Genomic DNA, 22,820 nt, shown 5'->3' with positions numbered 1-22,820 from the left:
CCCGTTTTGATTATTCTGTAATAAGCTTTGCTACAACAACAAGTCTGCCGTTTGTTCGTGAATATTCACAGGTAGAGAGTGTTATGAGCTTATCTCCGTATTCTGCGGTAATACCGGTATCATAGAGAGACAACTCCTTGCATTTGTCAACATAAGCGGTAAACTCATCAGGTGTTTGTGCATTGACAAAACGGTAATATTTGAAACTTTCCGGACTGTCCGTATACACAACCGTTTTAAACACAGCGATCACCTCGTAGTTCTGTCGCTGTGTGAGCGTGTCAAAGGCGATAGTCTTATGCTTTTCCCAAAAGCTCTTATCTGCGTATTTCATCAATCCGGCAAACATAGTACCATCGTTCATATGATGACCATAGATTACAATGTTGTCGCTCGGCAACTCCAAATCACAGTTTTCCTGAACATAAGGACAGCCGTAGTCGGTGTATGACTTATCGAATCCGTGTTTCAAATAGAAATCAGGGTTATCCTTTGACTGCATTACCGGATAATTGATTTTTGTACCATCAACCTTTATCCATCCGACCATATCATTGTTTTGCATATAAAGTTCCTGATACTCAGGGATGAAGGTTTCATCTTCTGAATACTTTATAGGTTCTTGCGTTTCATCCGGCTGTGTTTCCACAATTTCAACCAGATTATCATAGATTTCTGCCTGCTTTGCAGAGTCGAGATTATGTTTGATTAAAAAGCCAACGCTTATGGCAAACACAATACTCAAAGCACATATAACTACAATATAGATTTTGTCTTTCATAAGTTTTATCCTTTCTCATCAAATAAAAAGGGCAAGGGTTATGCTCCCTCGCCCGGTTTGGTTGTCATCAAAGTATAAAGCTTTGTGTTTTTCGGGAATTTATTTGCGAATGGGACAAGCGAACTGCCAACCTTGATGAGTCCGTGTCCTGCGTCAACATTCGTGATATACGAAAGCTGAAGGTCGGAGATATTGAGCAGCTTTGCAAGCTCAATTCTATCGGTGGAAGCCTGATTAAGCATAATCAAAAACTCGGAGTTTGCAAGCATTGTTCTTGCAGTATGGCTCTGCAAAAGGTCGTCCACATTCTGTGTAATACCGGTCGCATAAGCACCGTACTTTCTAACACGCTTCCAAAGGGTAAAGAGGAAGTTTGCGGAATATTCGTGCTGGAACAAAAGGTAAATCTCGTCGATAAAGATAAAAGTCTGTCTGCCCTTTGCACGATTCTGTGTGATACGATTAAGGATAGAGTCAAGAACAACAAGCATACCGATAGGCATAAGCTGTTTGCCGAGGTCAAGAATGTCATAGCAAATCAAGCGGTTGCTTGTGTCCACATTGGTCTGCTTTGCAAAGGTATTCAAAGAACCGTGAGTAAACAGCTCAATAGCAAGGGCGATTTCCTTTGCTTCCGGTTCGTCCTGCTTGAGAAGTTCAGCTCTAAAATCCTGCAAGGTCGGCACTGCACCCTGATAGTCGTTCTGCTGATAGGTGCGGTAAACACTTGCGGTACAGCGGTCGATAATAGATTTTTGTTTTGCTCCGAGATTGTTACCACCGATAAGCTGTTCGCAAAGGGACATAATAAACTCGGACTTGAGGATAACAGGGTTAGCTCCGTCGCCGTATTCCTTGTTCATATCCATTGCGTTGATATGGCTCGGCGATGTTGCTGAAATATTGATAATTTCTCCGCCAAGAGCTTTGACAAGCTGAGAGTATTCTCGCTCAGGGTCGATAATGATGACATCGGCATTAGAAGAAAGAATAATATTTTCAATTTCTCCCTTTGCCGCAAAGGATTTACCACCGCCGGAAACACCGAGGATAAAGGAGTTACCGTTCAAAAGCTGTCTGCGGTCAGCGATAATCATATTTTTGCTGATGACATTCTGACCGTAGTAAATGCCGTTTTCGTGGTAAATATCCTGAACTCTGAACGGAATAAAAACCGCAAGGCTTTCTGTGGTAAGAGTTCTGAAGGCATCAATCTTTCTTGTACCAAACGGCATAGCGGTATTAAGTCCATCCATCTGCTGGTATTTCAGCACAGCAAACTGGCACAAGTGTTTTCTTGCAGTGGTAAGCAAAGCTTCCGTGTCGTTATCGAGCTGTTCTTTGGATTCCGCAGTATGAACCATAGTGAGTACAGCGAACATCATTCGCTGATCACGAGTGGTGAGGTCATCAAGGAATTCTTTCATTTCTTTTTTCTGCTGCTCCATATCGTATGGAACGGTTGCTGAGAAGTTATTGTTCGAGTTCTGTCTGCGCTGCCAGTTGGTGATGTTCGTCTCAACTCCAAGCAGTCTGCTTTCCGCTTCTCTAACTGCTTCATCGGTAGGAACCGGGACAATATCAATGGACATCATCAAATTTCGGTTCATATCAGTAAGTTCAGCAACCATACTGTCTTTGATATAGGAAGCATACTCACGCAGAAAAAGGACTCTCCCGTAACGGTCGCCCATTTTGAAGTAGTCCTTTTCAAATTCCATTGTATCAGGACAAACATAATCTTTGAAATCGTGTCCTTTTTTTCGTGTTTCCTTAATATTGAAATGATAAGAGGTTTCCTCTCCGACACGAAAGAAATCGTGGGCAATTCTAAGTCTCTCATCGGTTTCAAGCTCAACGCATTTGCTGCCAAGTCTTGCGAAGTGTCCAATCAAATCTGCGCCCACACGGGCAAAATAAGTTCGTGCGTCATCAACATTCTTTTTGTTTATAGAGATAGTGACATATTTGTCCTGGACAATAGCGTTTGCCCCGGTTGCTTTATCAAGAAGCATTTTGTTGTATTCTTCTCTGTAAACATCAAGCTCATCTCCGACTTTAGGAATAAGAATGGTCTTTTCAAAGTCCAAGCGATTCAACCGTCTGTTGTTGATAGTCAGTTTGGTTGTAGCTCCGCTGTCCAGAGAGTTAAGAAGCTCGGAATACTCAAGAAACATTGCTTCTTTATCTTCTCGGCTGGCTACGGCAAAGTTAATATCCGTAAACTTAAAACTTTTGGAATATTTGTCCTTGCCCACACGGAAAATACCATCATCATAGATGGCGGTAATAGGGATACAATCCTGTACTCCTTTCGGTACTACAAACTTTTCTTTATCCTGCTTGAGCAGGGTTGTAAGAGTTTTAATCATTGTTCTTATAAGCCTCCTTCTGCTTTTTTTTGATTGTCGGTTTCATCATTTCGTAATAGGTGTTTTGTGAATGAAAGACCAGCTTCTTTGGCATAAGAAATTCCGACTTAATAAAAGCCCAAATAAATTTCTCAGCAGTCATTCCGTTGTATTTCACAAATCCGAGTGCTGCAAACGGAGCAGCTCCCAAAATACACACCCACGATACGGTTTCTGTTCCGAGGTGAGGCTTAAGCAGGAAATAAAGTCCTACTGCTACCGCACAAGCAAGGACAGAAAAAATGAACTGTCGTAGCGACAGTCCAAAAAACATTGACTCTGTATAGTTTCGTATTTCTCGGTTAATCTTGACTTCCATTAAAAGCTCCTTTCTCTGCGATATGCCAGTTTTGGATGACGAGTTTTACTATCATCGGTACAAGAATCTGCAAGGCAGATAACAATACCGTTTTTCTTTCCGCCATAGAAAACACAATGTCTGCAATCGCAGGCGGCAGGAAAATTCTTCTGCCATTTATCGTTATTTTTCTTATTTTTCTTCATCCAAAAACCTCCTGTTACAAGCCCATCATCTCACGAATAATTCGGTCACTCATTTTTACTGCACCGACAAGTACAAGCATATTGAAAACCAACTCTCCGACATATGCCCAGACCTGTGTAACCGCAGCTGCGTCAGGGTTTACTACCGGCGGGGTAGAAGCGAATAGCGAGAAGATAATGCAGGCAAGAACAATCACCGCACCTTCAAGTAACACGGCACAGTAGCTTTTTATAAAACTCTTGCCCACATTTTGCGACGGTTCTCCGGCAAAAGTAGAAAGCGGAATCGGAGCGAGAGCTGTGTACATATACAGTTTAAAAAATCGCCCGTATACTGTCATAATCATAATGAATGACAGCACAGTAATGAACAGACCGCCGATAAGAGTTACTGCCCAAAGCGGAATACTTTCAAAAAAGCCGCAGCTCTCAATCGTTGTTATCATTTCAGCAGGTAATGTTGTTTGATTTGGGGAACCAAACCCCGCAGAAGTCATAATCGTTGAAATGGTTCCCTGCACGATATTGAACAGGGCAAGCATAAGCTCCAGACCGTAAGTAATTACACCTTTGGCAATCGCAAATCTCACAAAGAGTTTCAATGCGTGTTCCGGTTTCTTAACCTCAGTAAAACTACCGCAGGTTTTAACTACACCGACAACAAAGAACAGAACAAGCAGGGCAAGTCCGATTGCTTGAACTGCTCCGTTAATATTGACCATCACCGCCCAAATGCTTCCGCCTTTGAACTCCTGCGGAGATGTCGTAAGCAGCTGCCATATTTCCGATAACTTACTATTCCAAGTTTCAAGGGCGTTTTGGAGATTTTGAACTACCCAGTTATCTGACACGTTTATCACCTCCAGAATAAGGGCGATAGCCTTCTATTTTTAGGTCACAGTCGATTTCATTTCCCCAAACATCCCAGCCATCACTCTTTGTTCTTGCGAACAACTCTACACGAGGTAAATCTCCAATCAGTTGAACGATTCTATCTCTTGCTTCTTCTGGTTTTTTACTATGTTCTTGGATGTGTGAAATAATAACCTGATGGACTCTCGCTGATTGTCTTTTGGGATGTCCTTTTGTAGCAAGCATACAAAGCTCAGCATTTGCTCTTGTCCAATATCCCATTCCCCAAAACAGACTGTCGGTTCTTTTGTTTTGCTTAATCCAGACAAATGCAATAGTCTTATAGTCAAATCCCCAAGCCTTCATAATAGAAAAGCACTCCTGCAAGAGCGGTACCGTTGTCCACATAAATAAAGCACAATCATTGGCAGCTAATTCACCCACTGGTAACCTTTTTATTTCTTCAAGGCTCATTGTAGGATAGTGGCTTTCTGCCGAACGCCCAAGTCCTTTTGAGGAATAAACTTTAAATTGCCAAGGCGGGTCGGCGTAAATAATATTATATTTTTTCAAAACTGTACCTCCTTAAAAAGAAAATGGGGTGTTCCTGAAAAAAAACTGAGGAACACCCCTGTATGTCATTGCGTAAGAGTTAGCCCGTAATCAGTGTAAGGATTTCTTTTGCGAAGGTGATGATAACACCACCGGCAAGAGTAAGGAATCCGTTTGCTCTCTGAGAAGGGTCGTGTGATTTCAGCGAAAGACCGACCTGAACGATACCAAAGCCAAGCAAGATAAGACCGATTGCTCGAATAAGTCCGAAGATAAATTCGGAAAGGTTGTTTACAACGGTAATCGGGTCATTTGCGGCAAAAGCTGTTACACTCATACCGCAAATAATTGTTGCTGCCATCACAAGAGTACAATAGGTGCGGAATCCTTTTTTTACCTTACCGGTCATAGGCAGCTTCTTAGTAGTTTTGTTTTCGTTATTTTTCTTAAACATATTCATTTTAAAATCCTCCGTTAAAATAAGTTTTTATTTACTTCAAAATCCTCATCGGACAGAAGTTCGTAATTGGTTTCTCCGTAGCTTTCCTCCGGAAGTTTTTCCGGGTCAATCAAAAGTACAGAAATAGAAGAATGCTCGATAGTAACTTCACCGTGTTTGTACGGCAAGGCTTTTCCATCTGTTGTTAGTGCCACATTCGGATGCTTCAAAATATCGTATTTGAAATCCATAACAGGGCGTTCTCCACGAATAAACAAAATTGCATATTGGTTATCGAGCATACGAACTTCATCAGGAGTTAAAAGCTCTCGACCTGCAATCTGATAGTTTGTGGAATAGTTGCCGCTTCGTCCGGTACTTTTTCCGAATGTGTTTGTATCAATGGTTTCTTTTCCGAGAAGTTCCGACACATATTTGTGGGTGCTTTGCTCATTTCCGCCGAGATATAAAAACTCGTCGCAGTTGCCGACAATGCTTTCCCATTGCTTTTCAAACAAAGCTTTAAGCTGTGCCAAGTTCTGTAAGATGATACTTACAGATACCCCACGGGAACGCATAACCGAAAGTATCTTATCGAAGTCATCCGGCAAGCTGACGTTCGCAAATTCATCCATCAAGAAATGAACCGGAACAGGAAGGGAACCCCCGTGTATATGGTCAGCGGCATAAAAAAGCTGCTGAAACAACTGTGTATATAAAATGGATACCAAGAAATTAAAACTGGAGTCGTTATCCGGTATCAGAGCAAACAGAGCAACTTTCTTTTCTCCCAGTGAGGGAAGGTCAAGTTCGTCTGTTGTCGTTAAAGAAGCAAGGCTTTCAAGGTTAAACTTCTCAAGCCTTGCAGCAAGTGTTATCTGTATTGACTTCAAAGTTTTAGCTGCACCCGAATGATAGGAACGGTAATACTTCAAAGCAATATGGTCGGGATTGGACATTTCCAGTTCAGCAAATAATTCATCAAGGGGAGAGGGGCGTGTATCCTCCTCATCCTCAATCGAACCGGCTCTGAGCATTTCCATTACCATTGCAAAGTTTTGTTCATCTTCAGGAGCCTCATAATGAAGATAAAATACTAATGCAAGCAAAAGCATTGAAGCAGAAGTGTCCCAGAACGGGTCTTGTGACTGACTGCCTTTCGGTGTGGTGCTTTTAAACAGGTTTGTTACAAGCTTTTGCACATCGTTGTCATTCTGCAAATAGACAAACGGATTGTAACAATGACTTTTCTCCATTGAAATCAAATCAAGAACTCGCACCTCATATCCTTTGCCTTCAAGCAATTTTCCTGTATCCCTGAGAATTTCTCCTTTCGGGTCAAGGATGACAAAAGAGGTATTGCACTGCATAAGATTGGGTTTGCAATAAAATCTTGTCTTACCCGCACCTGAGCCACCGCAGACAAGTGTATTCAGGTTTCTTCTATGCTTCTTTGCATTAAGTCCGATACAGACATTTTGGGTCATTAGTTTGTTGGCTGAAGCCGGAGACTGCATATATTTCTTATTTACGGTTCTTGCGTTGCCCCATTTAGCAGAACCGTGTTCCTCACGCCTTCGGTAATTTCTTTGAGTGGAGAAATAAACTCCGATACCCATCCCGTAACAGAGAAGCAAAACGAGGACAGTTTTTAAGCTGTCCTCGCAAAGTTCTATACGGAATGGATTGTTAAACACTGTCAAAAAGCTTGTCATAATTTCCGGCAATCCTCCCTTAACTGAAGGAGCGATTAAAAGTGCTAACCACACAACCGGAACAATACCGATGACGGAAAGAATAATTGCAGACTGCCTTTCGTTACCTCGATTCACCGGAGCGACCCTTTTCAACTACTTTGAATTTTTTCTTTGGGGCAGTACCGACCTTTATAATCAGGTCATCTACGGCATCGGTTGATTTTCCCTCATTCATCAAATCTGTTTTTTCATCATTGAGTGAACGGATTATAATGCCGTGTTCGTAATCATCCAATGCGATATGATACATTTCTTCTTTCGCCATAATACCACCTTATCTTTCATAATCTTTTGAGTGTTCCTGCTTCTTCTTGTACAGCTCATCTGAAATACGGGAATGAACATCTGCCATAGCATTTCTTATTTTGGAAAGCTCGCTGCGAATTTCCTTTGGTTCTTTCTCAGAAAGCTTTGCAGGAATGCGGTTGATGGCAAAGTTCTGTGTATCAACTCCATATTTTTTGCAGAGCATATAACCGATACACACTGCCTGAAATCCCATATCGGCTCTGCTGTAACGGTCGCTGTTAATGGAAAGTTGAGCGTGTCCCAGTTCCTGAGCTACACACTGAGCAACAGCCACGCTGTCTCCAACATCACGCTTTACATACAAAGTCTGTTCTTCGTTATTGTAAAAGGCAGCCATATTCGGATATGGCAGTTCATCCGTTCCTTTCACATCAACAGGTGAAGAATCAAGCATAACAGTAATCAATGCTTTTGGGTCACGGTTTACACTCGGAGCAGGCGGTCTTTTTCCATTTGTCTGGGAGATGTCAAAAACTTTTTTCACATTATAGGAGATACCAGTAGTGCCGTCTCGCTTTGCGTACTCAACCGGTTCAAGAATGGAAATACTTTTTGCACCTTTCTGAATTTTCACATTCTCCTTGCTCCAATCATCAAAGTTTTTGAGTTGGCTTGCTTCAGGAAGCTGCTTATAAATCAAAAGGGCATTGACCGCAGAATATCTGTCAATTCTGCTCTGTGTATCAAGAAACGCTTTGAACTTCTCTGGGTCAGATACAACAGCTCTTGCGGTGTCATCTGCCATTTGATATACGGCTTCTTTTTCCGCTCTCATCTTCTCGGCATATTCCTCTTTAGAGAGTCGGGGTTTACTTTGTCCTGCTTTTGCAGGAGTGAAATTGTTTGTCATTTTGATTACCTCTCTTTCGGTTTTTTACTTTTGGGTTTTGGCTGCGTGTGTACAGTCTGACTCGGTTTGGAGTTGTTTTTTGACTTATTAACCTCCGGCTCTTTGCGTTCTGTTTCTTTCTGCTGCTTGGACTTCATCCTATATCGGTCGAGCTTTTCTTTTACCGACGGCTTTCTTGCTCTGTCATTCACAGCAGTACCCTTGTCAGTTTGCATATCTGCCGGCTCTGAGTCTTGCCTTGACGGAGGGTTTTTGTCCGTTTTGGCTACCGTGGGGTTTGATTGAGAGTACCCCTCTTTCTGAATAGGTTTTCTCACAGCTTCTTCTGTGATGATTTCATTTTTCGATTTTACCGGCTTGTCTTTTTCCAAAGCTTCACGCTTTTCGACAGACTTCTGAGCTTCGGTAACAATCGCAGCCTTATCAACCTTACCAAGTTCAAATCTCTCAACGATTCTCTGAATTTTTGAAGCGTCCTCTGCTCGTGCAATAATATCTACCGGAGCATTATCGCCCTTTGTATTCTTATCCCTTAGAACACAATAAAGAACACCGTATCGTTTTGCCTGCTCGGTGAACTTTTTCAAATCTTTGTTTGGAATAGAGAATACCTTGAGTTCTTTGCCCGATTTAATCATATTGGTAAGACGAGCTTTACCTTTTGTTTTTTGTTCCTGTTTAAGAACAGAAACTAAAAGAACGGCAATATTCTTAGCTGCCGCTCCGCTTAATTTTGCGGCTACTTCAAAGCCCTCAAGCGAAAGCCTGACAACTTGTTCAGCCGCATCACCTCCGTTTGTCATTGCGGTTTTTCTCCTTTCGTTCTGATTTTTCTTCGTCCATTCTTACAGTTTCAAGGTTTGCTTCAATAACTTTTGACCTTACGGCAATGTCATCACAAAGGCTAACCTCTTTTCTGAGTGTCCAAAGATTTGTTGTAATTGCTGCAATCTGTTCTTTGACCTTTGATAGCTCATCGTCACTCATATTTCTTCTTGATTGTTTTCGCAGGTGCGTTCTATCGTCAGTCAAAGTTTTGATTTGTGACAGCAATGACTCTTTATATGAGAAAAGCTGCTCGTCGGTTGAAATGTTCTCCCGTCCAAGCAGCCTTGTCTCCTGAGTGATTTTGTCCAGCTTCAGTAAATCTTCTTTGAGAAGATAGTGAAGCCTTGCGGTATTCTGTTTTTTGTACTTCGGCAGATAACCTAATTTGTAGCAGTAGTGAAGATACAGCCCATACAGTCCGCCAACCTTTTTAATTTTGTGTTCTCTTGTGGGCAGTCGGTACTGCCTGATTCTTACCGTCTCTTTTGCAAAGGGGATAATCAGTATTTTCTGATTTTCCGTAAGTCTACGCTTTATCGCTTCTTCGGTGTAGTTTTCTCCGAGAGACTTTAGTCGTATCGGTTTCTTATATCCTTTGGGAACAATCGTCCAATACTTTCGGCTTTCGCTCAGGCAATGCTCATATCCCATCTGTGTCAGAATATAATCAAAGGTCTTTAAGTTGGTGCTGTGTTCAATCGCTTCATCAATGGCGTCACGAGTGATGGAATATCGGCTCGGCATACCGGCTTGTTCCTGCTTATAGTAATAAGAGGATTGCTTACTGCGATTAGGAGTAGGGTTGTAATACAGTCCGTACTTCTCGCAGATTCTATCTGCAACCAATCTGAATTTGAACCAAGCTTTTTCATCACCCCATAAACGCTTGCCGTCAACAAAGGATACGGAATTGATTACATAATGGCAATGCAGGTGCTTTGTATTGAGGTGAGTAGTAACTACAACCTGAAATCTTTTTCCCCACACTTCATTTGCAAACTCCATACCGATTTTCTGAGCAAGTTCCGGAGAGATATTCTGTTCCTTAAAGCTCAGGTATCCGTGATAAGCTTGTATTCCATCATCCTTGCCATATGCTTTTTTCACTGATACAAACTGGTCTCTTGCAGTAGCGGAATTACAGTTGATGCCTTCAACGAAAAACTCACGCTCGGTTTTTTCTTCGTCCTTTGCATAGGCAAGTACATCAGAAAGAGCTTGGTATTGCTCCTCAGTGTAAATATCCGCTGCGGTCTTTTCCGGATTGGTGGCATAGTCGATTACCTGACCGAGTCTTGATGTGACTGACCACAATTTACTTACTGCCATTTCGTTTCGCTCTTATCAGGTCTGAGAAAAGTTCGCTCAACATCTGCCTGAAACTTATGCCAACGCTGTGCTTCTTTTTTCAGCTGCGGTGCGTCAACAAAGCCAAGAGAGTTTGCTTTAGCAGCAAGCTGATTGATGTTGTTTCCAATTGCGGAAAGCTCACGCATAACATCATAAAATCTTTCATCCGGTTTTTCTCTCGGCTCGTATCCTTTAAGGAGAAGGCGAATCAGACCTGCCTCGGAAAGACAAGCTTTCTTTGCTTTTTTCTGTAAGTCCTGTGCTTCTACCTTATTCATAAGAATGTGCTTTTCAATATTTCTTTTACTCATTTTTTTCTTCATCCTTTCTGAAAACATAGTTGCTGTTTTTGTTTATCTGAACCAAACACATCGTGGTCACTCCTAAAAGTCCGCCGATGATTGAACCGGCGGCGAACATCACAATCTCTCTCAAAAATTTATCTCCTTTCTCAGTGGGGTATTAGGGGCAACCCCTAACGAGTGTACCGTTTTGGACATTCCTGTCCATAAATGGTCTGCTCGCTAAGATTATGCAGACACTCTGGGTTGCCCCGTAGATTTACACCTATCTCTCCATATCTTTTGAAATAGGCTTATAAGGTTTTGCTTCAATACCGTTTGAGGTCTTGTAAAATCTCTCCGGATATTTGAATTTTTCCTCATACTTTCTCGCAAGTTCCTTTGGCATACTGAGGAATTTTTCCGACTCAAAGGGTGCGTAGCAGATAAAAAACTTGCCGGCAATGATGTCGAGCATTTCCTTATCATCAGAGTAAATTGCTCTGTTCAAAGGCATACCGTTCATCTTTCCTTCTTCGTTGCAGATGATTGCCACCTCATCCTCATAAGGCATATATTCTTCGATATTGCCTTCAACGAGAGACTGCATAGCTTCGAGTGAATCCTCGATTTCCACAAGTCTCGGATACTTTCCCGGCTCAACAAGAACAACGGAAATTTTCTCCGGAACCTCGACCTTTTCAAAAGAATCTTCCTCCACATTCAAGGCAAGGGAACTTCCGTTTTCCCAATTCATATGAATCTGTCCTATATCGTCAACAAAATCTACGGTACCTTTCAGACCATACGGCATTTGACTTTCACCCGACATTTCTTTCAGTATAATCTGTGTACCTGCCGGATAAAGTTCTCTGATTTCATTTACATTCATCTCTCAAAACTCCTTTCATTTTTCTCTTTTATCCCCAAGCGTTTACAAAGAAAGTCGTTGACATCTTTCCCATATTGGGGAGGATCGTCAACGACTTCATACTCATCAGACAAAAGTGTCTGCAACGCTTTAGTGGCTTTTCTTCCTGCAATGTCATTGTCCAGATGAAGAACAATTCGCTTAATGGATTTATCTTCTTCGAGCAGCTTTCTGATTGTGACCGGTATTTTAGATTCCTCCATATTCTTCTTTGGTGAGTAAACTCCCGCAAGTGAAACAAGGTTAAATCGTCTCCAGTCTTTGCCCTCAAGTTTCATTAAAGTTGCATAGGAGAGCAGGTCAATCGCACACTCAAAGAGGTGAACCTCTCCGGTGTTATCTGCGGTCAGGCGGAAAGAAAACTGCTTCTTACTACCGGTACAGTCTCCCATAATCCTCGACTGATTAGTGGCTCTATATGCGGCATACTTGGGTTCTTTTTCTTTGTCATAACCGATAAAGACTGCATTGTGATATGGTAATGACTCAATAATCAGCTCATTGTCTAAACAGTAATTGATGATTTCAAAGTCAATCCCACGTCCGAAAAGATAATCAAATACCACATCGACAGTAGGACTTTTTTCAGGCAAAAGCAATGGCTGGTTTTCATAGCTGTTTGTGTTTTCGTAAACAGGAAAGCTCACTGAACCATTTCCCATAATCGTCTGAACTGCTTCTACAAATTCCATTCCTCTTACTTTAATGAGATAATCGAGGGCAGATTTGCCCCCGATACCTCTTGACCACCACATCCACTTTCCATTGGAAATCTTTAAGCTGTCGTGCGTTCTGGTGGTGTAAGTATTGCTTGAAAACTTTACGAGTTCACCCGGTTCGTATTCTCTCAGGTAAGTCAGCAAGTCCATTCTTTTTGCTTCGGTTATGACTTCCGGTGCGATATATGGCATAGTTATCACCACCGTTCTACATCATAAAATCAGCAACCGTTTTCTGATTTGGCTCGTTGATACTGAGCTTTGCAATGATGATAAGCAGCCTGTCGAGAGGGCAGCCGATGTCATTCCAAATCGTCCAAGCACCTTCTGCAAGGTCTTTATTTTCATATAAAGCGATTATTTCTTCAGGAGAGAACACTGTCTCAATACTCTGTCTGACCATTTCATTTAGGAAGCAGAGTTTTGCATTTCTCAAAGCAATTTCAGCTTCTTTTACAGGGGGCTTAGCATTTTTGAGTTCGATATATGCGGCATCTAATCTCCTAACAACAACCATCATCATTGCGTCAAAGGGGTTTATAATTACTTCTTTGTAGTTGCCATTTGCCTTTTTGCTTTCGTTTGTCATCTTATCTTTCATAGGTTTTCTCCTTTCGTTTCTCCGGTACTTCACCCTCATCAGGTTCTCCGCCGACAATTTCATTTTCTGTTTTATCCATATTGAGCAAGATATTTAGTTCGTCCAATCTTGCAAGTTTTGTTTTGAGTTCCTCCTCTTGAATAAATGGTTTTTCAACTTCCTTCTTTGCGGTTTCAAACTGATTTTTCGTATTCTCAAGGTCATTCTCCGCAAGGGAAAGACTTTCAGAATATCGTTCAATACCGTTATCAAGTCGGATGATGTTACCATTTGCGTCCTCGCCAAGAGGAACATTCCTGCTTGTCGCACCTTTCAATCGAACCTCATAATTTCGTTCTGTGGTGTTAAAAAGCAGTTCCGTTTCAAATCCTCGGTACTTGCCGAGCGGGATAGGGTCGGGGCTGTTCATCTGCTTGCAGGCATCAATAATCGCCTTGCCGGCTTGCGCTTTTTCTGAATAAAAAACACCCTTAACCTCCATACCGACAAAGCGGTCATCCGTAGGTTTCGGGTGTTGTTTCGCAGTTTCTACATCCTGTTTCAAACCTTCAATTCGGTTTTCCAAAGAGATGATTCGCTGCGGATAATATTTGATTATCTTATCTTCCAAAGCGTATTTTTCTGAAAGGAAATTGGATTTTAAGAGCTTCAGCTTTTGCACCTGAATGTCCAAGTCCATCTTTTCTTTGATATATGGGTTGCCGGTAGCAAGCATTTTAATCTCTGCATAGGACAGGGCAGTTTCATCAATGTCCTCAGCGGAACGAACCGGAGACTTGCTCGTCATTATTTGACTTGCAAATTTTTGCTTTCCCTCAACGAGCTGGTAGAGGTATGCGTCAAAGGTCTGTTCCGTTACATATCGGTAAATATCTACATCCGGATTTGAGTTTCCTTGACGAATGATACGACCGGAACGCTGCTCCAAGTCTGACGGTCTCCACGGACAATCTACATCGTGAAGTGCAATCAGTCTGTCTTGTACATTGGTGCCGGCTCCCATCTTTTGCGTTGAGCCAAGCAGCACTCTGACTTCACCTTTGCGGGTCTTTTGGAACAATTCTTTCTTCTTTACATCCGTATCAGCTTCGTGGATAAATCTCACTTCGCTTTCAGGGATACCACGCTCGATGAGTTTCTTTCTGATGTCGTTATACACGGAGAATGTTCCATCATTCTTTGGTGTAGAAAGGTCGCAGAACACAAGCTGTGCCGATTTCTTCTCAGCAGTTTCATCCCATATACGATAGATATTATCGACGCAGGCATTGATTTTACTGCTTTCAAAGTCAGGCAGCATATCATTGAGCATACGCTGGTCAAGGGCAAGCTTTCTGCCGTCATTTGTGATTTTGAGCATATTATCTACGCTTGAATCCACACCGCCGCCACGGACTTTCTCGGCTCGCTCTGCAAGTGCAGCAACCATTTCTTTTTGCATTTCGGATGGCTTGACCGCTACATTATGGAAGTGTGCTTCCGGTACCGGAAGATTCAGCATATCTGCTGTTTTAATATCAGCGACCTCCTTAAACATCGCCATAAGTTCCGGAAGATTGTAGAACTTTGCAAAGCGGGTTTTTGCTCTGTATCCTGTTCCTTCAGGAGTTAATTCCACTGCTGTGACGGTTTCTCCAAAGGTGCTTGCCCAAGAATCAAAGTGTTGTAAATTGTTCTTTACAAGGGTGTTATACTGCAAATATCGTTGGATAGTATAGAGTTCCACCATACTGTTAGAGATAGGTGTTCCCGTTGCGAATACGGTTCCTCGTCCGCCGGTAATCTCATCAAGGTATCTGCATTTCATAAAAAGGTCACTTGATTTCTGTGCTTCTGTCTGGGCGATACCTCCCACGTTACGCATTTTTGTGTAAAGGTAGAGGTTCTTGTAATAGTGACTTTCATCAATAAAGAGCCTGTCTACACCAAGCTCCTCAAAGGTAACTACATCATCCTTTCTGCTTTGGTCGTTCAACTTTTCAAGTTTCTGTTTAACAGACTTCCTTGATTTTTCAAGCTGTTTTACTGAGAAGTTTTCCCCTCGATTTCGTTTGAGTTCTGCTATTCCTACCGTCAATTCTTCTAACTGCTGTTCCAGAATTGCTCTCTGTCTTTCGATAGACATCGGTATTTTTTCAAATTGCGAATGCCCGATAACTACTGCGTCATAGTCGCCAGTAGCAATTCGACCGCAAAACTTTTTACGGTTCTTTGTTTCAAAATCTCGCTTAGTAGCCACAAGAATATTTGCTGCCGGATAAAGCTGTAAAAACTCAGCTGCCCACTGCTCGGTCAGATGATTCGGCACTACGAACAATGACTTATTGCAAAGTCCCAGTCGCTTTGACTCCATAGCAGCGGCAACCATTTCAAAGGTTTTTCCGGCACCAACTGCGTGAGCGAGCAAGGTGTTTCCACCATAAAGAATATGAGCAACCGCATTTTTCTGATGTTCTCTCAGTTCAATTTCAGGATTCATTCCGTTGAAGGTAATGTGGCTGCCGTCATACTCACGAGGTCTTATGCTGTTGAATTTTTCGTTATACATCTTTGTGAGTTTTTCTCGGCGGGTAGGGTCAGCCCATATCCAGTCTATAAACCCTTGCTTAATAAGCTCCTGCTTTGCCTGTGCGATTGCCGTCTCTTTTTTATTGAGAACGGCTTTCTTTCTGCCTTCCTCATCTTCGATATAGTCAAAGATACGGACATCTTTGAGGTTCAGTGTTTCCTCAAATATCTTATAGGCATTGATACGGGAAGTGCCATAGGTGCTGTAAGCTTTTACGTTAGAACGGTCATAGCTTTTCCCCTCAATATTCCACTCGCCGGTAAACTGTGAGAAGTGTACCTTGATGTTCCATTGTGCGTATCGTGGGGTATCAAGGAAGTCGAACATAAACTGTTCAACGATTTCTGTCGGAACCCAAGTGGCACCAAGTCTTACTGAAATCTCACTTGCGGTTAGGTCTTTAGGTTGTACCTTTTCAAGTGCCTGTACATTGACAGTATAATCTTCCGGATAGAGTGCAGCCGACCTTTTTGCAGCCGCAAGTTTTTCTCGGACATTTCCTGACAGGTATTCGTCAGCCATTAAATACTTTGGTTCGTATGAATTACCGTACTCATAGAGAGGGTTAAGAAAGATAACACCCTTTAGGTCTGAGAACAATTCTTCTTCACTCTTACCCGAAAGTTCCATCATATATTCCATATCAATACTTGCTTTTTCACCCATAGATACTGCAAGAGCTTCATCGGCAGTATCTACTTCCGTAACCGGTTTGTGCGGCTTTATTGTCCTTTTAAAGAACATATCTGCCTTACGTTCCAGTTCGCCATCTTCATTGATTACCTCAAGGGCAGAGAGCAGAGCATAGGAACTATCATCGGAAAAAGCAGAGGTATTGGCACGACTGTTAATCAGCCCATACTTCTTTGTATAGTTATCATAAAGCGTGTTCAGTTTTTCCTGCACCTGTTTGATTTCACTGTCAGGATAGTCCTCGGTTTGCAGTTCAATCAGGTTACGAACGCAATCTCTTATCCCAATCATACCCTTGATACGGTTCTCAGCAGTTGCCGAGACTTCAACAGGGGACATACGGGAATTCTCTCTGAAATAGATTTTATCGTTCAAAACGGTGTAGGAGAAGTTTCTTACATTTGGGTCTGCCGGGATTGAATTATCTTCTTCATCCAGTTCATCTGCAACCTCATAATCTGAGATTTCTCCGTGAATATTGGATACTGCTTCACTTAAAAGTTCTGTAAGGTCAGCATTTTCAAACGGCTCACAGGTTGCTTCCTGACCGAAACGACCGCTCACCATCTTCATTTCACCGAGTATCATTTCCGGATGCTGAACGAAATATGAGTTCATTCTGATTCCGTTTTCGTCGGTGTCAAGGTGAACCCAGTCAGGCTCTATATCTATGAGTCTGTCTCGCTTTTGCAGGAATAAAATATCGGATACGACCTCAGTTCCTGCATTTCCTTTGAACGTATCGTTTGGCAGTCTGATTGCTCCGAGAAGTTCCGCCCTCTGAGCAATATATTTGCGAACATTAGAGTTCTCCTTATCCATAGTGCCTTTGCTTGTCACAAGAGCCATCACACCGCCGGGGCGTAATTTATCCAGTGATTTTGCGAAGAAATAATCGTGGATAAGAAAGTTATACTTATCATATCTTTTGTCAGATACCTTAAAGTCACCGAAAGGCACGTTGCCGACAACTCCATCAAAAAAGCTGTCCGGTACATTGACTTCCTCAAATCCTTGTGCAGCAATAGAAGATTTCTGATAAAGCTGTTGTGCGATACCGGCTGAAATGGAATCCAGTTCTACACCATAGATTTTGGCATTTTCCATCGACTTCGGAATCATACCGATAAAATTACCGATACCACAGGATGGCTCAAGCAGGTTTCCTTCTTTAAAGCCCATCTGCTCAAATACCTTGTAGATTGCAGTCGAGACTTCGGGAGGAGTGTAAAAAGCGGTCAAAGTGCTTTCTCTTGCCGCAGCATATTCCTCCGGTGTGAGAACCGTGGACAATTCCAGATATTCGGTTGCCCACGCAGAGTTTCTGTCGTCAAATGTTTCCGGAATGCCGCCCCATCCAACATACTTTGAAAGAATGAGCTGTTCATCCGGCGAAGCAAAACGGTTTTCTTCCTGACACTTTTTGAGCAACTGAATTGCCATAATATTTCGGCGAAAACGCTCTTTCTTACCGACCGTTTCAACAGGGTTTGAAACTAAGTCAAAGGTATTTCTCTCAGACAGAGGAATGTCGGGATGAAGGTCGAAGCTTCTCACTTTTGTCTTTTTCTTCTGCTCCCAAGAGGGGATAATCGGTTCAGGTTCTTTATCGTACCCATTCCCAATACGAATGCCTTGCTGATACATTTCATCGTAACTGTCAAAACCATTCTGCATTGCTACAATTTCTCGGTAATCTTCAATCGGCACATTGCCGATATTTGTGGAAACATAAGCATTCGGAAGTAACTCTTTGACGTCCGCAAGAAGTCTATCTACTTTTGAACGATACACCGGTTCATCTTCGATGTTTTCTTTCATCTGTTCCAGATATTCAACGATACCTTCCACATAAGTGTCATCAGAAAGATGGGATTGAATATTTTCTATTGCTTCTTCATCGGTTTCACCAACTTCAAGGCTGTCCTGATATTCATAGAAATCCGTATCCTTTACAATGTCCACAAGCCTTGTTGCAATGGATTTTCTTTGCTCGGTATCTGCAACACTTACAAGGCTGTCCATCGTTTCCAGTGTACAGTTAGTTAGGGTAGGAGCGTCTTTAAACCTTCTCTCTGCATCTGCAAACCACTCAGTACCAACATCTGCAAGTTCCTGTCTTGAGATACTTCCAAGATAATCGAAGAATTCGTCTGCCGATTTATTTTCCTGTGCTGCTTGTTGAATATCACTGAAAGACAATACGTTGGTTACATACTGACCACCGGCAGTGCTATCGGGATTATAATACATCCAAGTTACACTCTCGCTGTCACGGTCAATAAAAAAGGCATCCTCATAATCAGTTTCAGGGTTTGTACTTTGTTCGGTTTTGGTATCGTTTATGACTTCTGTTTCACTTATTTCATCCTTTTCTTCAGCTGGTAAGTCAGAGACTTTCAAGTGGTCATTCATCGGATTTTCACGCACTTTGCGGTCAAATTCTTCCCTTGAATATTCTTTGTTGAATAAAGGCATATCGAAGTCATAGAGCATTACACGGTTTTCATCAAACGACAAAATCTCATATTGTGCAGCTCCGATATAAACGCTGTCGCCAAGATGATATTCATACTGAACCGCCAAGTCCTCTGTTTTTTCCACGGGAATAGGCGGGGCAGTAGAGAGGATGTCTCGGTTTTGCCTTTGTTCTGCAAGCTCTGCTCTGCGCTGTTCCTGCTTTTCAAGCCACTGAGGATAGTTTTCTTTTTCCTTCGGGTTCAGGTATCTGTCCATAAGGATAAGTTCACCGATACGCTTTTCAACCTGAGACCAGGAAAGAGTGATGTGCGGTTTATCACTTCCGATTCCTTTTGAAATCGTGATACCTTTACCATCGTGTTGTTCATCAATTCCTGCACCGATAATGACAGGATAGGAACCGCCCCAGCCATACTCATTTTTAAGAAACACGGCATTTTCTTTTGCTGATAAGCTCTTTTCAAACTGCTCATAAATTCGCATTTTACCCTCTGAGATTCCACTTCCACGGGTAAGCACTTCGTCAATGATTTCCTGAGAAAAAGAAAAAACAGAGGTTTTCTGTTCCTCTGTTCTTCCATCTGTTATTAGGGTTAGCTGACCATCCATAGAGGGTAGTGGTTTCATTGTGTCTGTCAGTTCCCCCAACAGTCTCATCGCTTCAAAATGCTGTGCTATGACACCCCAATCGTAAAAGCTCTGAGCCGTTCTGTTTTCGTATTCTCCCGCCCATAAGTGGAGAACATTTTGAAATGTCTTGTAGCCTACAAGCCTGCCGTCATTCAAAGTGAGCTGTGTGAAATCGTTGTTGAAGATTCCTTTGATAAATTCAGTACGAGCCGCATTGTCACTGTTTGCTTCATAGAAGTTTTTGATTTCCTCTTTTGAAGCAGTTAAATGCGGTGTGGTTCCCAACATCTCACGGATAGTATCATCGTTGCCGAAAAACGGCAGGCTTTTATCCTCGTGCGTTCTGTCGTAATATTCTAAGCGAATATTACCTGATTCTTCACGATTTCCTGTGCCGAGTTCCTGATGTTGTTCATCAAGCGAACCCACTTCATCATATCTTCCGACTTCATCTGCTCGGTCAGTCCTTCTTTGGCTGCCATCTGCTTCACCAAAGTCTCCTCCAGCTCGGTCGCTTTCTGTTGAATTTCCGCCAAGTGATTGTTCAGAATTCCTTTCGTCAGAAGATTGTAATACAGGATTTTGTGATGTTCCTTCAGATAAGTTCTTCTCATCTGCGACCATCTGCCCAGAGTTACTTCCGTCTGCTCCGGCAATTTCAGGTTCGGAAGGTTGTAATCTCCGACCATCGTGTATGTGATTTCGTTCATCGCTTTGGCTCCTTTCGTTTTTTGTATCTTTATTGTATTCAGTTTGTACCTGTCTATCAAATGTGCGATTTTCCTTACTGATTGTGACGATTGTTTTGCTGATAGGAAGCAATGCCATTTCAGCAATATCACTTGTTGCAATGCCAACCGCATTGAGGACTTCCTGAGAATTAAAGTTAGAAATACCGGCAAAATCATCGGGAGTAAACGCTTTGTCAACATCCAATCCTAAACGTGCCATAACCATATATGCCACGCTGTTTTTTACAAGCTCTAAATACAGCTCGTTTGCTTCATCCGCAGAGAGGTATTCAATGTCACTGCCGGCACCCAATTCCATAAAGTCGGAGATATAGTCTGCGATATTATCCTCAACACCATTGGCAATGCTCTCTTTAATAACATTTTCAATGCTCGTTGTATCGTTTACTGCCCCGAAAGTATTTTCCAGTGTTTCGATAACATCGGCTTCATACTGAGGTTTCATTTCCCAAATCGGAACCGGTCGGGAAAATCTGCTTTCGTGAGTATCGGAAATATCGAAGTAATGGATAAGTCTCTGACGATTTCTGTTTGCATCTTCAAACACTGCAATACCTTTAGCTCCACGGTTTACCCATCGACCGAAAGTTTCATTCCAACGCTCTATTTCAAGAACTGCTGTTGCACTTGGTCTTTGAGCAAAAATAAGAAGCTGCTCATCGAATCTGAGCCTGTAATTCCTGCTTGCAGTTTTCAAAAAGGATTGCCAGTTTACCGGGTTGTCCGTTACAGCAATGCAGGTTCGGTTATACAGTTCGGAAATCAAGTCATATTTTCTTGCCACTGTATTTTCACCTCCTTATCGTGATTTTTCTTTATCTTTTTGTGTTTTTATATTTTCTTTTGCGGCTGGTTCTACGGTATGTCCGTTTCTCTGGCAAATCTCGGCAAACTCGCAGATATGGTAAAGATTCAAGCCAACCTCTAAATGATAGTCATCTACATATCTGCAAGTTCTGTCCATTGTTTTACCGTCACTAAGCCTGATAGTAATTTTGTCTCCATCTCCAATGCGGAACTGCTCATTGTAAGATGGGTCAATGAATCTGATACCACGCTCAGCCTTTTTTAAATGTTCATTAAGCCACTCTTTTTGATAGCAATAGCAGTACAGATTATACTCACCTTTATTCGGATTCAACCTCATAAGATAACTGTACTTATCCGTATCAAGGCGAACACCGTAATGATTACGGTCGTCATTAAAAGAGCTGTCAGGTGTAGAGTAGCAGTAAGATGACATTTGTTTTCTGCTGGATAGAATATCTCCGTCACGGAGACTGTTAATCACATCATCAAATTCAGCCATAAAGTTATCGGTTTTTAAATCTTTTCTAAAGTCATTCCAAGTAGTCCAGAACTCGTTTCCGGTAGAGCCGAAATCAGCTCTCAAATACCCAATAAGACCGGTTTGCATAGAAAGCTGCTGACTTTGGCTGAATGTGTACTTTTGTTCTGCTTCAGTCAAAACTCTGTAATCCACTTTTATCACCTCGCTTGTTCTCCTGTCTGTCTTTGCTTTGAAATGTCAAAGCCATATACACCTGCAATTTCATCTCCGAGCCTTTTCGTCACCCTTGTAATATCTGCTCTGGTAGCTTTTCCGTTATAAATTTTGTCTTGCAAATTCTCTATCTGCGTGTCAGTTACACCGTCTTTGAATACACGGTATAGATAATGGTTAGTGCCATCGTGATGAACAGCTTCGGCTCTGAGGTCTCCGTATTTATCAACATACCACTCGGTGTAGTCGGTATCGGAGTATAAACAGTCCTTAATGTTTCCGGAATCAATCATCTTATATCCCGTAACTCTGCCGTTCCATCTGCCAATGTCACCAATTACGATAATAGGCTGTGAGAACTGAATGTTGAGGTTAGCTCTTTCGTCAGACAAATATTCGTCATTGGTTTCCACCATATATTCATACAGCTTATTCTCATCGTTTGGGTCATCATCTAACTCGTTTATTTCAAGAAATTCCTTGTATCCGTCACGCCAATCATCAATATCCAAATTCATATTGCTCCAGATGACGTGACGATCACTCACTTCCTGTTTGCTCATCTGTGCCACCTCCCAAATAAGAGAACAGCTTATTTGCTTTGGTCTGTTTTTGGAGTTCAAGAATCAAGCTCATATCTGGAATAGTGATACCGGGAATTTTTAAAATACTCTCCATATCAAGTTGCTGCAATTTCTTCTCCGTAGTACAGCCTGCGTCAAATAATTTTGTCAGCAGTTTTGTTTTCTGCTGAAAAGTAAAATTCTCTTTCATCGGTCATTCCTCCTACATTTACATCAATTCTTATGTTAATAGTTTTATTGCAACAGTCATTATTTCGTCTTGATAACTCTGGAAACAATGATTGTACCCTTTGCCTTGCTCTGCGTATGGTTTCAAAGCAAGGAAGTCCGTAGCCCTTATAGTTGTAAATCACATCTTCAAAAGGAAAATCCCCGACTGGCATATCTGAAAAACGATTGTAGTATCTCAAGATGAGAAGCATATCGTTGTATCTCGTTTCAG

23 protein-coding genes are annotated in these 22,820 nt (G+C 42.0%); all 23 read right to left on the bottom strand.

The annotated features are described in order from the left end of the window. Positions 1 to 10 precede the first annotated feature (10 nt). Entirely contained in the window at positions 11 to 781 is a 771-nt protein-coding gene (gene srtB, locus V2W16_RS03880; RefSeq protein WP_329381817.1) for a class B sortase, read from the bottom strand. 38 nt (positions 782 to 819) lie between these two features. Beyond that, positions 820 to 3,153, bottom strand: a complete 2,334-nt coding sequence (locus V2W16_RS03875; RefSeq protein ID WP_329381814.1) for a VirB4-like conjugal transfer ATPase, CD1110 family — start codon at positions 3,151 to 3,153, stop codon at positions 820 to 822. Continuing rightward, a complete protein-coding gene (locus V2W16_RS03870; RefSeq protein WP_329381811.1) occupies positions 3,146 to 3,511 on the bottom strand; it encodes a PrgI family protein in 366 nt (121 codons plus the stop codon). Before V2W16_RS03870 ends, V2W16_RS03875 begins: the two co-directional genes overlap by 8 nt. After that, positions 3,511 to 3,696 (bottom strand): hypothetical protein, encoded by a 186-nt coding sequence (locus V2W16_RS03865; RefSeq protein WP_329381807.1) that lies wholly within the window; start codon positions 3,694 to 3,696, stop codon positions 3,511 to 3,513. The genes V2W16_RS03870 and V2W16_RS03865 overlap by 1 nt, the downstream gene beginning before the upstream one ends. A gap of 14 nt (positions 3,697 to 3,710) precedes the next feature. Next, the gene (locus tag V2W16_RS03860; RefSeq protein ID WP_329381804.1) at positions 3,711 to 4,547 is read right to left on the bottom strand and encodes a VirB6/TrbL-like conjugal transfer protein, CD1112 family; all 837 of its coding nucleotides are present in this window, start codon (positions 4,545 to 4,547) and stop codon (positions 3,711 to 3,713) included. After that, complete coding sequence (locus tag V2W16_RS03855; RefSeq protein WP_329381801.1) at positions 4,537 to 5,121, bottom strand: MT-A70 family methyltransferase; 585 nt, start codon at positions 5,119 to 5,121, stop codon at positions 4,537 to 4,539. The genes V2W16_RS03860 and V2W16_RS03855 overlap by 11 nt, the downstream gene beginning before the upstream one ends. 79 nt (positions 5,122 to 5,200) lie before the next feature. Further along, on the bottom strand, positions 5,201 to 5,560 hold the full coding sequence (locus V2W16_RS03850; protein WP_329381798.1) for a glutamyl-tRNA amidotransferase: 360 nt from the start codon (positions 5,558 to 5,560) through the stop codon (positions 5,201 to 5,203). Between the two features lie 14 nt (positions 5,561 to 5,574). Then, positions 5,575 to 7,371: a VirD4-like conjugal transfer protein, CD1115 family gene (locus V2W16_RS03845; protein WP_329381795.1), complete on the bottom strand. Its 1,797-nt coding sequence runs from the start codon at positions 7,369 to 7,371 to the stop codon at positions 5,575 to 5,577. Further along, positions 7,358 to 7,561: a hypothetical protein gene (locus V2W16_RS03840; RefSeq protein WP_329381792.1), complete on the bottom strand. Its 204-nt coding sequence runs from the start codon at positions 7,559 to 7,561 to the stop codon at positions 7,358 to 7,360. The genes V2W16_RS03845 and V2W16_RS03840 overlap by 14 nt, the downstream gene beginning before the upstream one ends. Positions 7,562 to 7,570: 9 nt before the next feature. Next, the gene (locus tag V2W16_RS03835; protein WP_329381790.1) at positions 7,571 to 8,455 is read right to left on the bottom strand and encodes an LtrC-like protein; all 885 of its coding nucleotides are present in this window, start codon (positions 8,453 to 8,455) and stop codon (positions 7,571 to 7,573) included. A gap of 5 nt (positions 8,456 to 8,460) precedes the next feature. Further along, positions 8,461 to 9,258 carry a PcfB family protein gene (locus tag V2W16_RS03830; RefSeq protein ID WP_329381787.1) on the bottom strand — a complete coding sequence of 266 codons (798 nt, stop codon included), beginning with the start codon at positions 9,256 to 9,258 and terminating at the stop codon, positions 8,461 to 8,463. Continuing rightward, on the bottom strand, positions 9,242 to 10,612 hold the full coding sequence (locus V2W16_RS03825; RefSeq protein WP_329381784.1) for a relaxase/mobilization nuclease domain-containing protein: 1,371 nt from the start codon (positions 10,610 to 10,612) through the stop codon (positions 9,242 to 9,244). The genes V2W16_RS03830 and V2W16_RS03825 overlap by 17 nt, the downstream gene beginning before the upstream one ends. Next, positions 10,603 to 10,944 carry a plasmid mobilization protein gene (locus V2W16_RS03820; protein WP_329381781.1) on the bottom strand — a complete coding sequence of 114 codons (342 nt, stop codon included), beginning with the start codon at positions 10,942 to 10,944 and terminating at the stop codon, positions 10,603 to 10,605. The genes V2W16_RS03825 and V2W16_RS03820 overlap by 10 nt, the downstream gene beginning before the upstream one ends. Next, positions 10,937 to 11,053 carry a DUF3789 domain-containing protein gene (locus tag V2W16_RS03815; RefSeq protein WP_329381778.1) on the bottom strand — a complete coding sequence of 39 codons (117 nt, stop codon included), beginning with the start codon at positions 11,051 to 11,053 and terminating at the stop codon, positions 10,937 to 10,939. Before V2W16_RS03815 ends, V2W16_RS03820 begins: the two co-directional genes overlap by 8 nt. A 147-nt stretch (positions 11,054 to 11,200) precedes the next feature. Continuing rightward, positions 11,201 to 11,806, bottom strand: a complete 606-nt coding sequence (locus V2W16_RS03810) for a DUF3846 domain-containing protein (protein WP_329381775.1) — start codon at positions 11,804 to 11,806, stop codon at positions 11,201 to 11,203. Continuing rightward, positions 11,803 to 12,756 (bottom strand): DUF3991 and TOPRIM domain-containing protein, encoded by a 954-nt coding sequence (locus V2W16_RS03805; RefSeq protein WP_329381772.1) that lies wholly within the window; start codon positions 12,754 to 12,756, stop codon positions 11,803 to 11,805. Before V2W16_RS03805 ends, V2W16_RS03810 begins: the two co-directional genes overlap by 4 nt. Positions 12,757 to 12,772: 16 nt before the next feature. Beyond that, the gene (locus V2W16_RS03800) at positions 12,773 to 13,165 is read right to left on the bottom strand and encodes a hypothetical protein (RefSeq protein ID WP_329381769.1); all 393 of its coding nucleotides are present in this window, start codon (positions 13,163 to 13,165) and stop codon (positions 12,773 to 12,775) included. After that, positions 13,155 to 17,870 (bottom strand): N-6 DNA methylase, encoded by a 4,716-nt coding sequence (locus tag V2W16_RS03795; protein WP_329382607.1) that lies wholly within the window; start codon positions 17,868 to 17,870, stop codon positions 13,155 to 13,157. Before V2W16_RS03795 ends, V2W16_RS03800 begins: the two co-directional genes overlap by 11 nt. A 2,024-nt stretch (positions 17,871 to 19,894) precedes the next feature. Then, positions 19,895 to 20,227 (bottom strand): TnpV protein, encoded by a 333-nt coding sequence (locus V2W16_RS03790; RefSeq protein ID WP_329382604.1) that lies wholly within the window; start codon positions 20,225 to 20,227, stop codon positions 19,895 to 19,897. Between the two features lie 862 nt (positions 20,228 to 21,089). Beyond that, on the bottom strand, positions 21,090 to 21,683 hold the full coding sequence (locus V2W16_RS03785) for a hypothetical protein (RefSeq protein WP_425353937.1): 594 nt from the start codon (positions 21,681 to 21,683) through the stop codon (positions 21,090 to 21,092). Between the two features lie 95 nt (positions 21,684 to 21,778). After that, positions 21,779 to 22,357 carry a hypothetical protein gene (locus V2W16_RS03780; RefSeq protein ID WP_329381764.1) on the bottom strand — a complete coding sequence of 193 codons (579 nt, stop codon included), beginning with the start codon at positions 22,355 to 22,357 and terminating at the stop codon, positions 21,779 to 21,781. After that, positions 22,335 to 22,568, bottom strand: a complete 234-nt coding sequence (locus tag V2W16_RS03775; RefSeq protein WP_329381761.1) for a hypothetical protein — start codon at positions 22,566 to 22,568, stop codon at positions 22,335 to 22,337. Before V2W16_RS03775 ends, V2W16_RS03780 begins: the two co-directional genes overlap by 23 nt. Further along, a complete protein-coding gene (locus V2W16_RS03770) occupies positions 22,513 to 22,761 on the bottom strand; it encodes a hypothetical protein (RefSeq protein ID WP_329381758.1) in 249 nt (82 codons plus the stop codon). Before V2W16_RS03770 ends, V2W16_RS03775 begins: the two co-directional genes overlap by 56 nt. Positions 22,762 to 22,820: the final 59 nt, after the last annotated feature.

Origin of the sequence: Anaerofustis butyriciformans (genome assembly GCF_036289385.1) — a bacterium.
Classification (GTDB): domain Bacteria; phylum Bacillota; class Clostridia; order Eubacteriales; family Anaerofustaceae; genus Anaerofustis; species Anaerofustis butyriciformans.
This window is presented reverse-complemented; position numbering and strand designations above follow the sequence as displayed.

What these genes read in the sequence shown, in the direction of transcription:
- srtB (WP_329381817.1), bottom strand. Translation starts at nt 781, where the DNA reads ATGAAAGACAAAATCTATATTGTAGTTATATGTGCTTTGAGTATTGTG.
- V2W16_RS03875 (WP_329381814.1), bottom strand. Translation starts at nt 3,153, where the DNA reads ATGATTAAAACTCTTACAACCCTGCTCAAGCAGGATAAAGAAAAGTTT.
- V2W16_RS03870 (WP_329381811.1), bottom strand. Translation starts at nt 3,511, where the DNA reads ATGGAAGTCAAGATTAACCGAGAAATACGAAACTATACAGAGTCAATG.
- V2W16_RS03865 (WP_329381807.1), bottom strand. Translation starts at nt 3,696, where the DNA reads ATGAAGAAAAATAAGAAAAATAACGATAAATGGCAGAAGAATTTTCCT.
- V2W16_RS03850 (WP_329381798.1), bottom strand. Translation starts at nt 5,560, where the DNA reads ATGAATATGTTTAAGAAAAATAACGAAAACAAAACTACTAAGAAGCTG.
- V2W16_RS03840 (WP_329381792.1), bottom strand. Translation starts at nt 7,561, where the DNA reads ATGGCGAAAGAAGAAATGTATCATATCGCATTGGATGATTACGAACAC.
- V2W16_RS03835 (WP_329381790.1), bottom strand. Translation starts at nt 8,455, where the DNA reads ATGACAAACAATTTCACTCCTGCAAAAGCAGGACAAAGTAAACCCCGA.
- V2W16_RS03830 (WP_329381787.1), bottom strand. Translation starts at nt 9,258, where the DNA reads ATGACAAACGGAGGTGATGCGGCTGAACAAGTTGTCAGGCTTTCGCTT.
- V2W16_RS03825 (WP_329381784.1), bottom strand. Translation starts at nt 10,612, where the DNA reads ATGGCAGTAAGTAAATTGTGGTCAGTCACATCAAGACTCGGTCAGGTA.
- V2W16_RS03820 (WP_329381781.1), bottom strand. Translation starts at nt 10,944, where the DNA reads ATGAGTAAAAGAAATATTGAAAAGCACATTCTTATGAATAAGGTAGAA.
- V2W16_RS03815 (WP_329381778.1), bottom strand. Translation starts at nt 11,053, where the DNA reads ATGTTCGCCGCCGGTTCAATCATCGGCGGACTTTTAGGAGTGACCACG.
- V2W16_RS03810 (WP_329381775.1), bottom strand. Translation starts at nt 11,806, where the DNA reads ATGAATGTAAATGAAATCAGAGAACTTTATCCGGCAGGTACACAGATT.
- V2W16_RS03805 (WP_329381772.1), bottom strand. Translation starts at nt 12,756, where the DNA reads ATGCCATATATCGCACCGGAAGTCATAACCGAAGCAAAAAGAATGGAC.
- V2W16_RS03800 (WP_329381769.1), bottom strand. Translation starts at nt 13,165, where the DNA reads ATGAAAGATAAGATGACAAACGAAAGCAAAAAGGCAAATGGCAACTAC.
- V2W16_RS03795 (WP_329382607.1), bottom strand. Translation starts at nt 17,870, where the DNA reads ATGGCAATTCAGTTGCTCAAAAAGTGTCAGGAAGAAAACCGTTTTGCT.
- V2W16_RS03790 (WP_329382604.1), bottom strand. Translation starts at nt 20,227, where the DNA reads ATGGTCGGAGATTACAACCTTCCGAACCTGAAATTGCCGGAGCAGACG.
- V2W16_RS03780 (WP_329381764.1), bottom strand. Translation starts at nt 22,357, where the DNA reads ATGAGCAAACAGGAAGTGAGTGATCGTCACGTCATCTGGAGCAATATG.
- V2W16_RS03775 (WP_329381761.1), bottom strand. Translation starts at nt 22,568, where the DNA reads ATGAAAGAGAATTTTACTTTTCAGCAGAAAACAAAACTGCTGACAAAA.
- V2W16_RS03770 (WP_329381758.1), bottom strand. Translation starts at nt 22,761, where the DNA reads ATGCCAGTCGGGGATTTTCCTTTTGAAGATGTGATTTACAACTATAAG.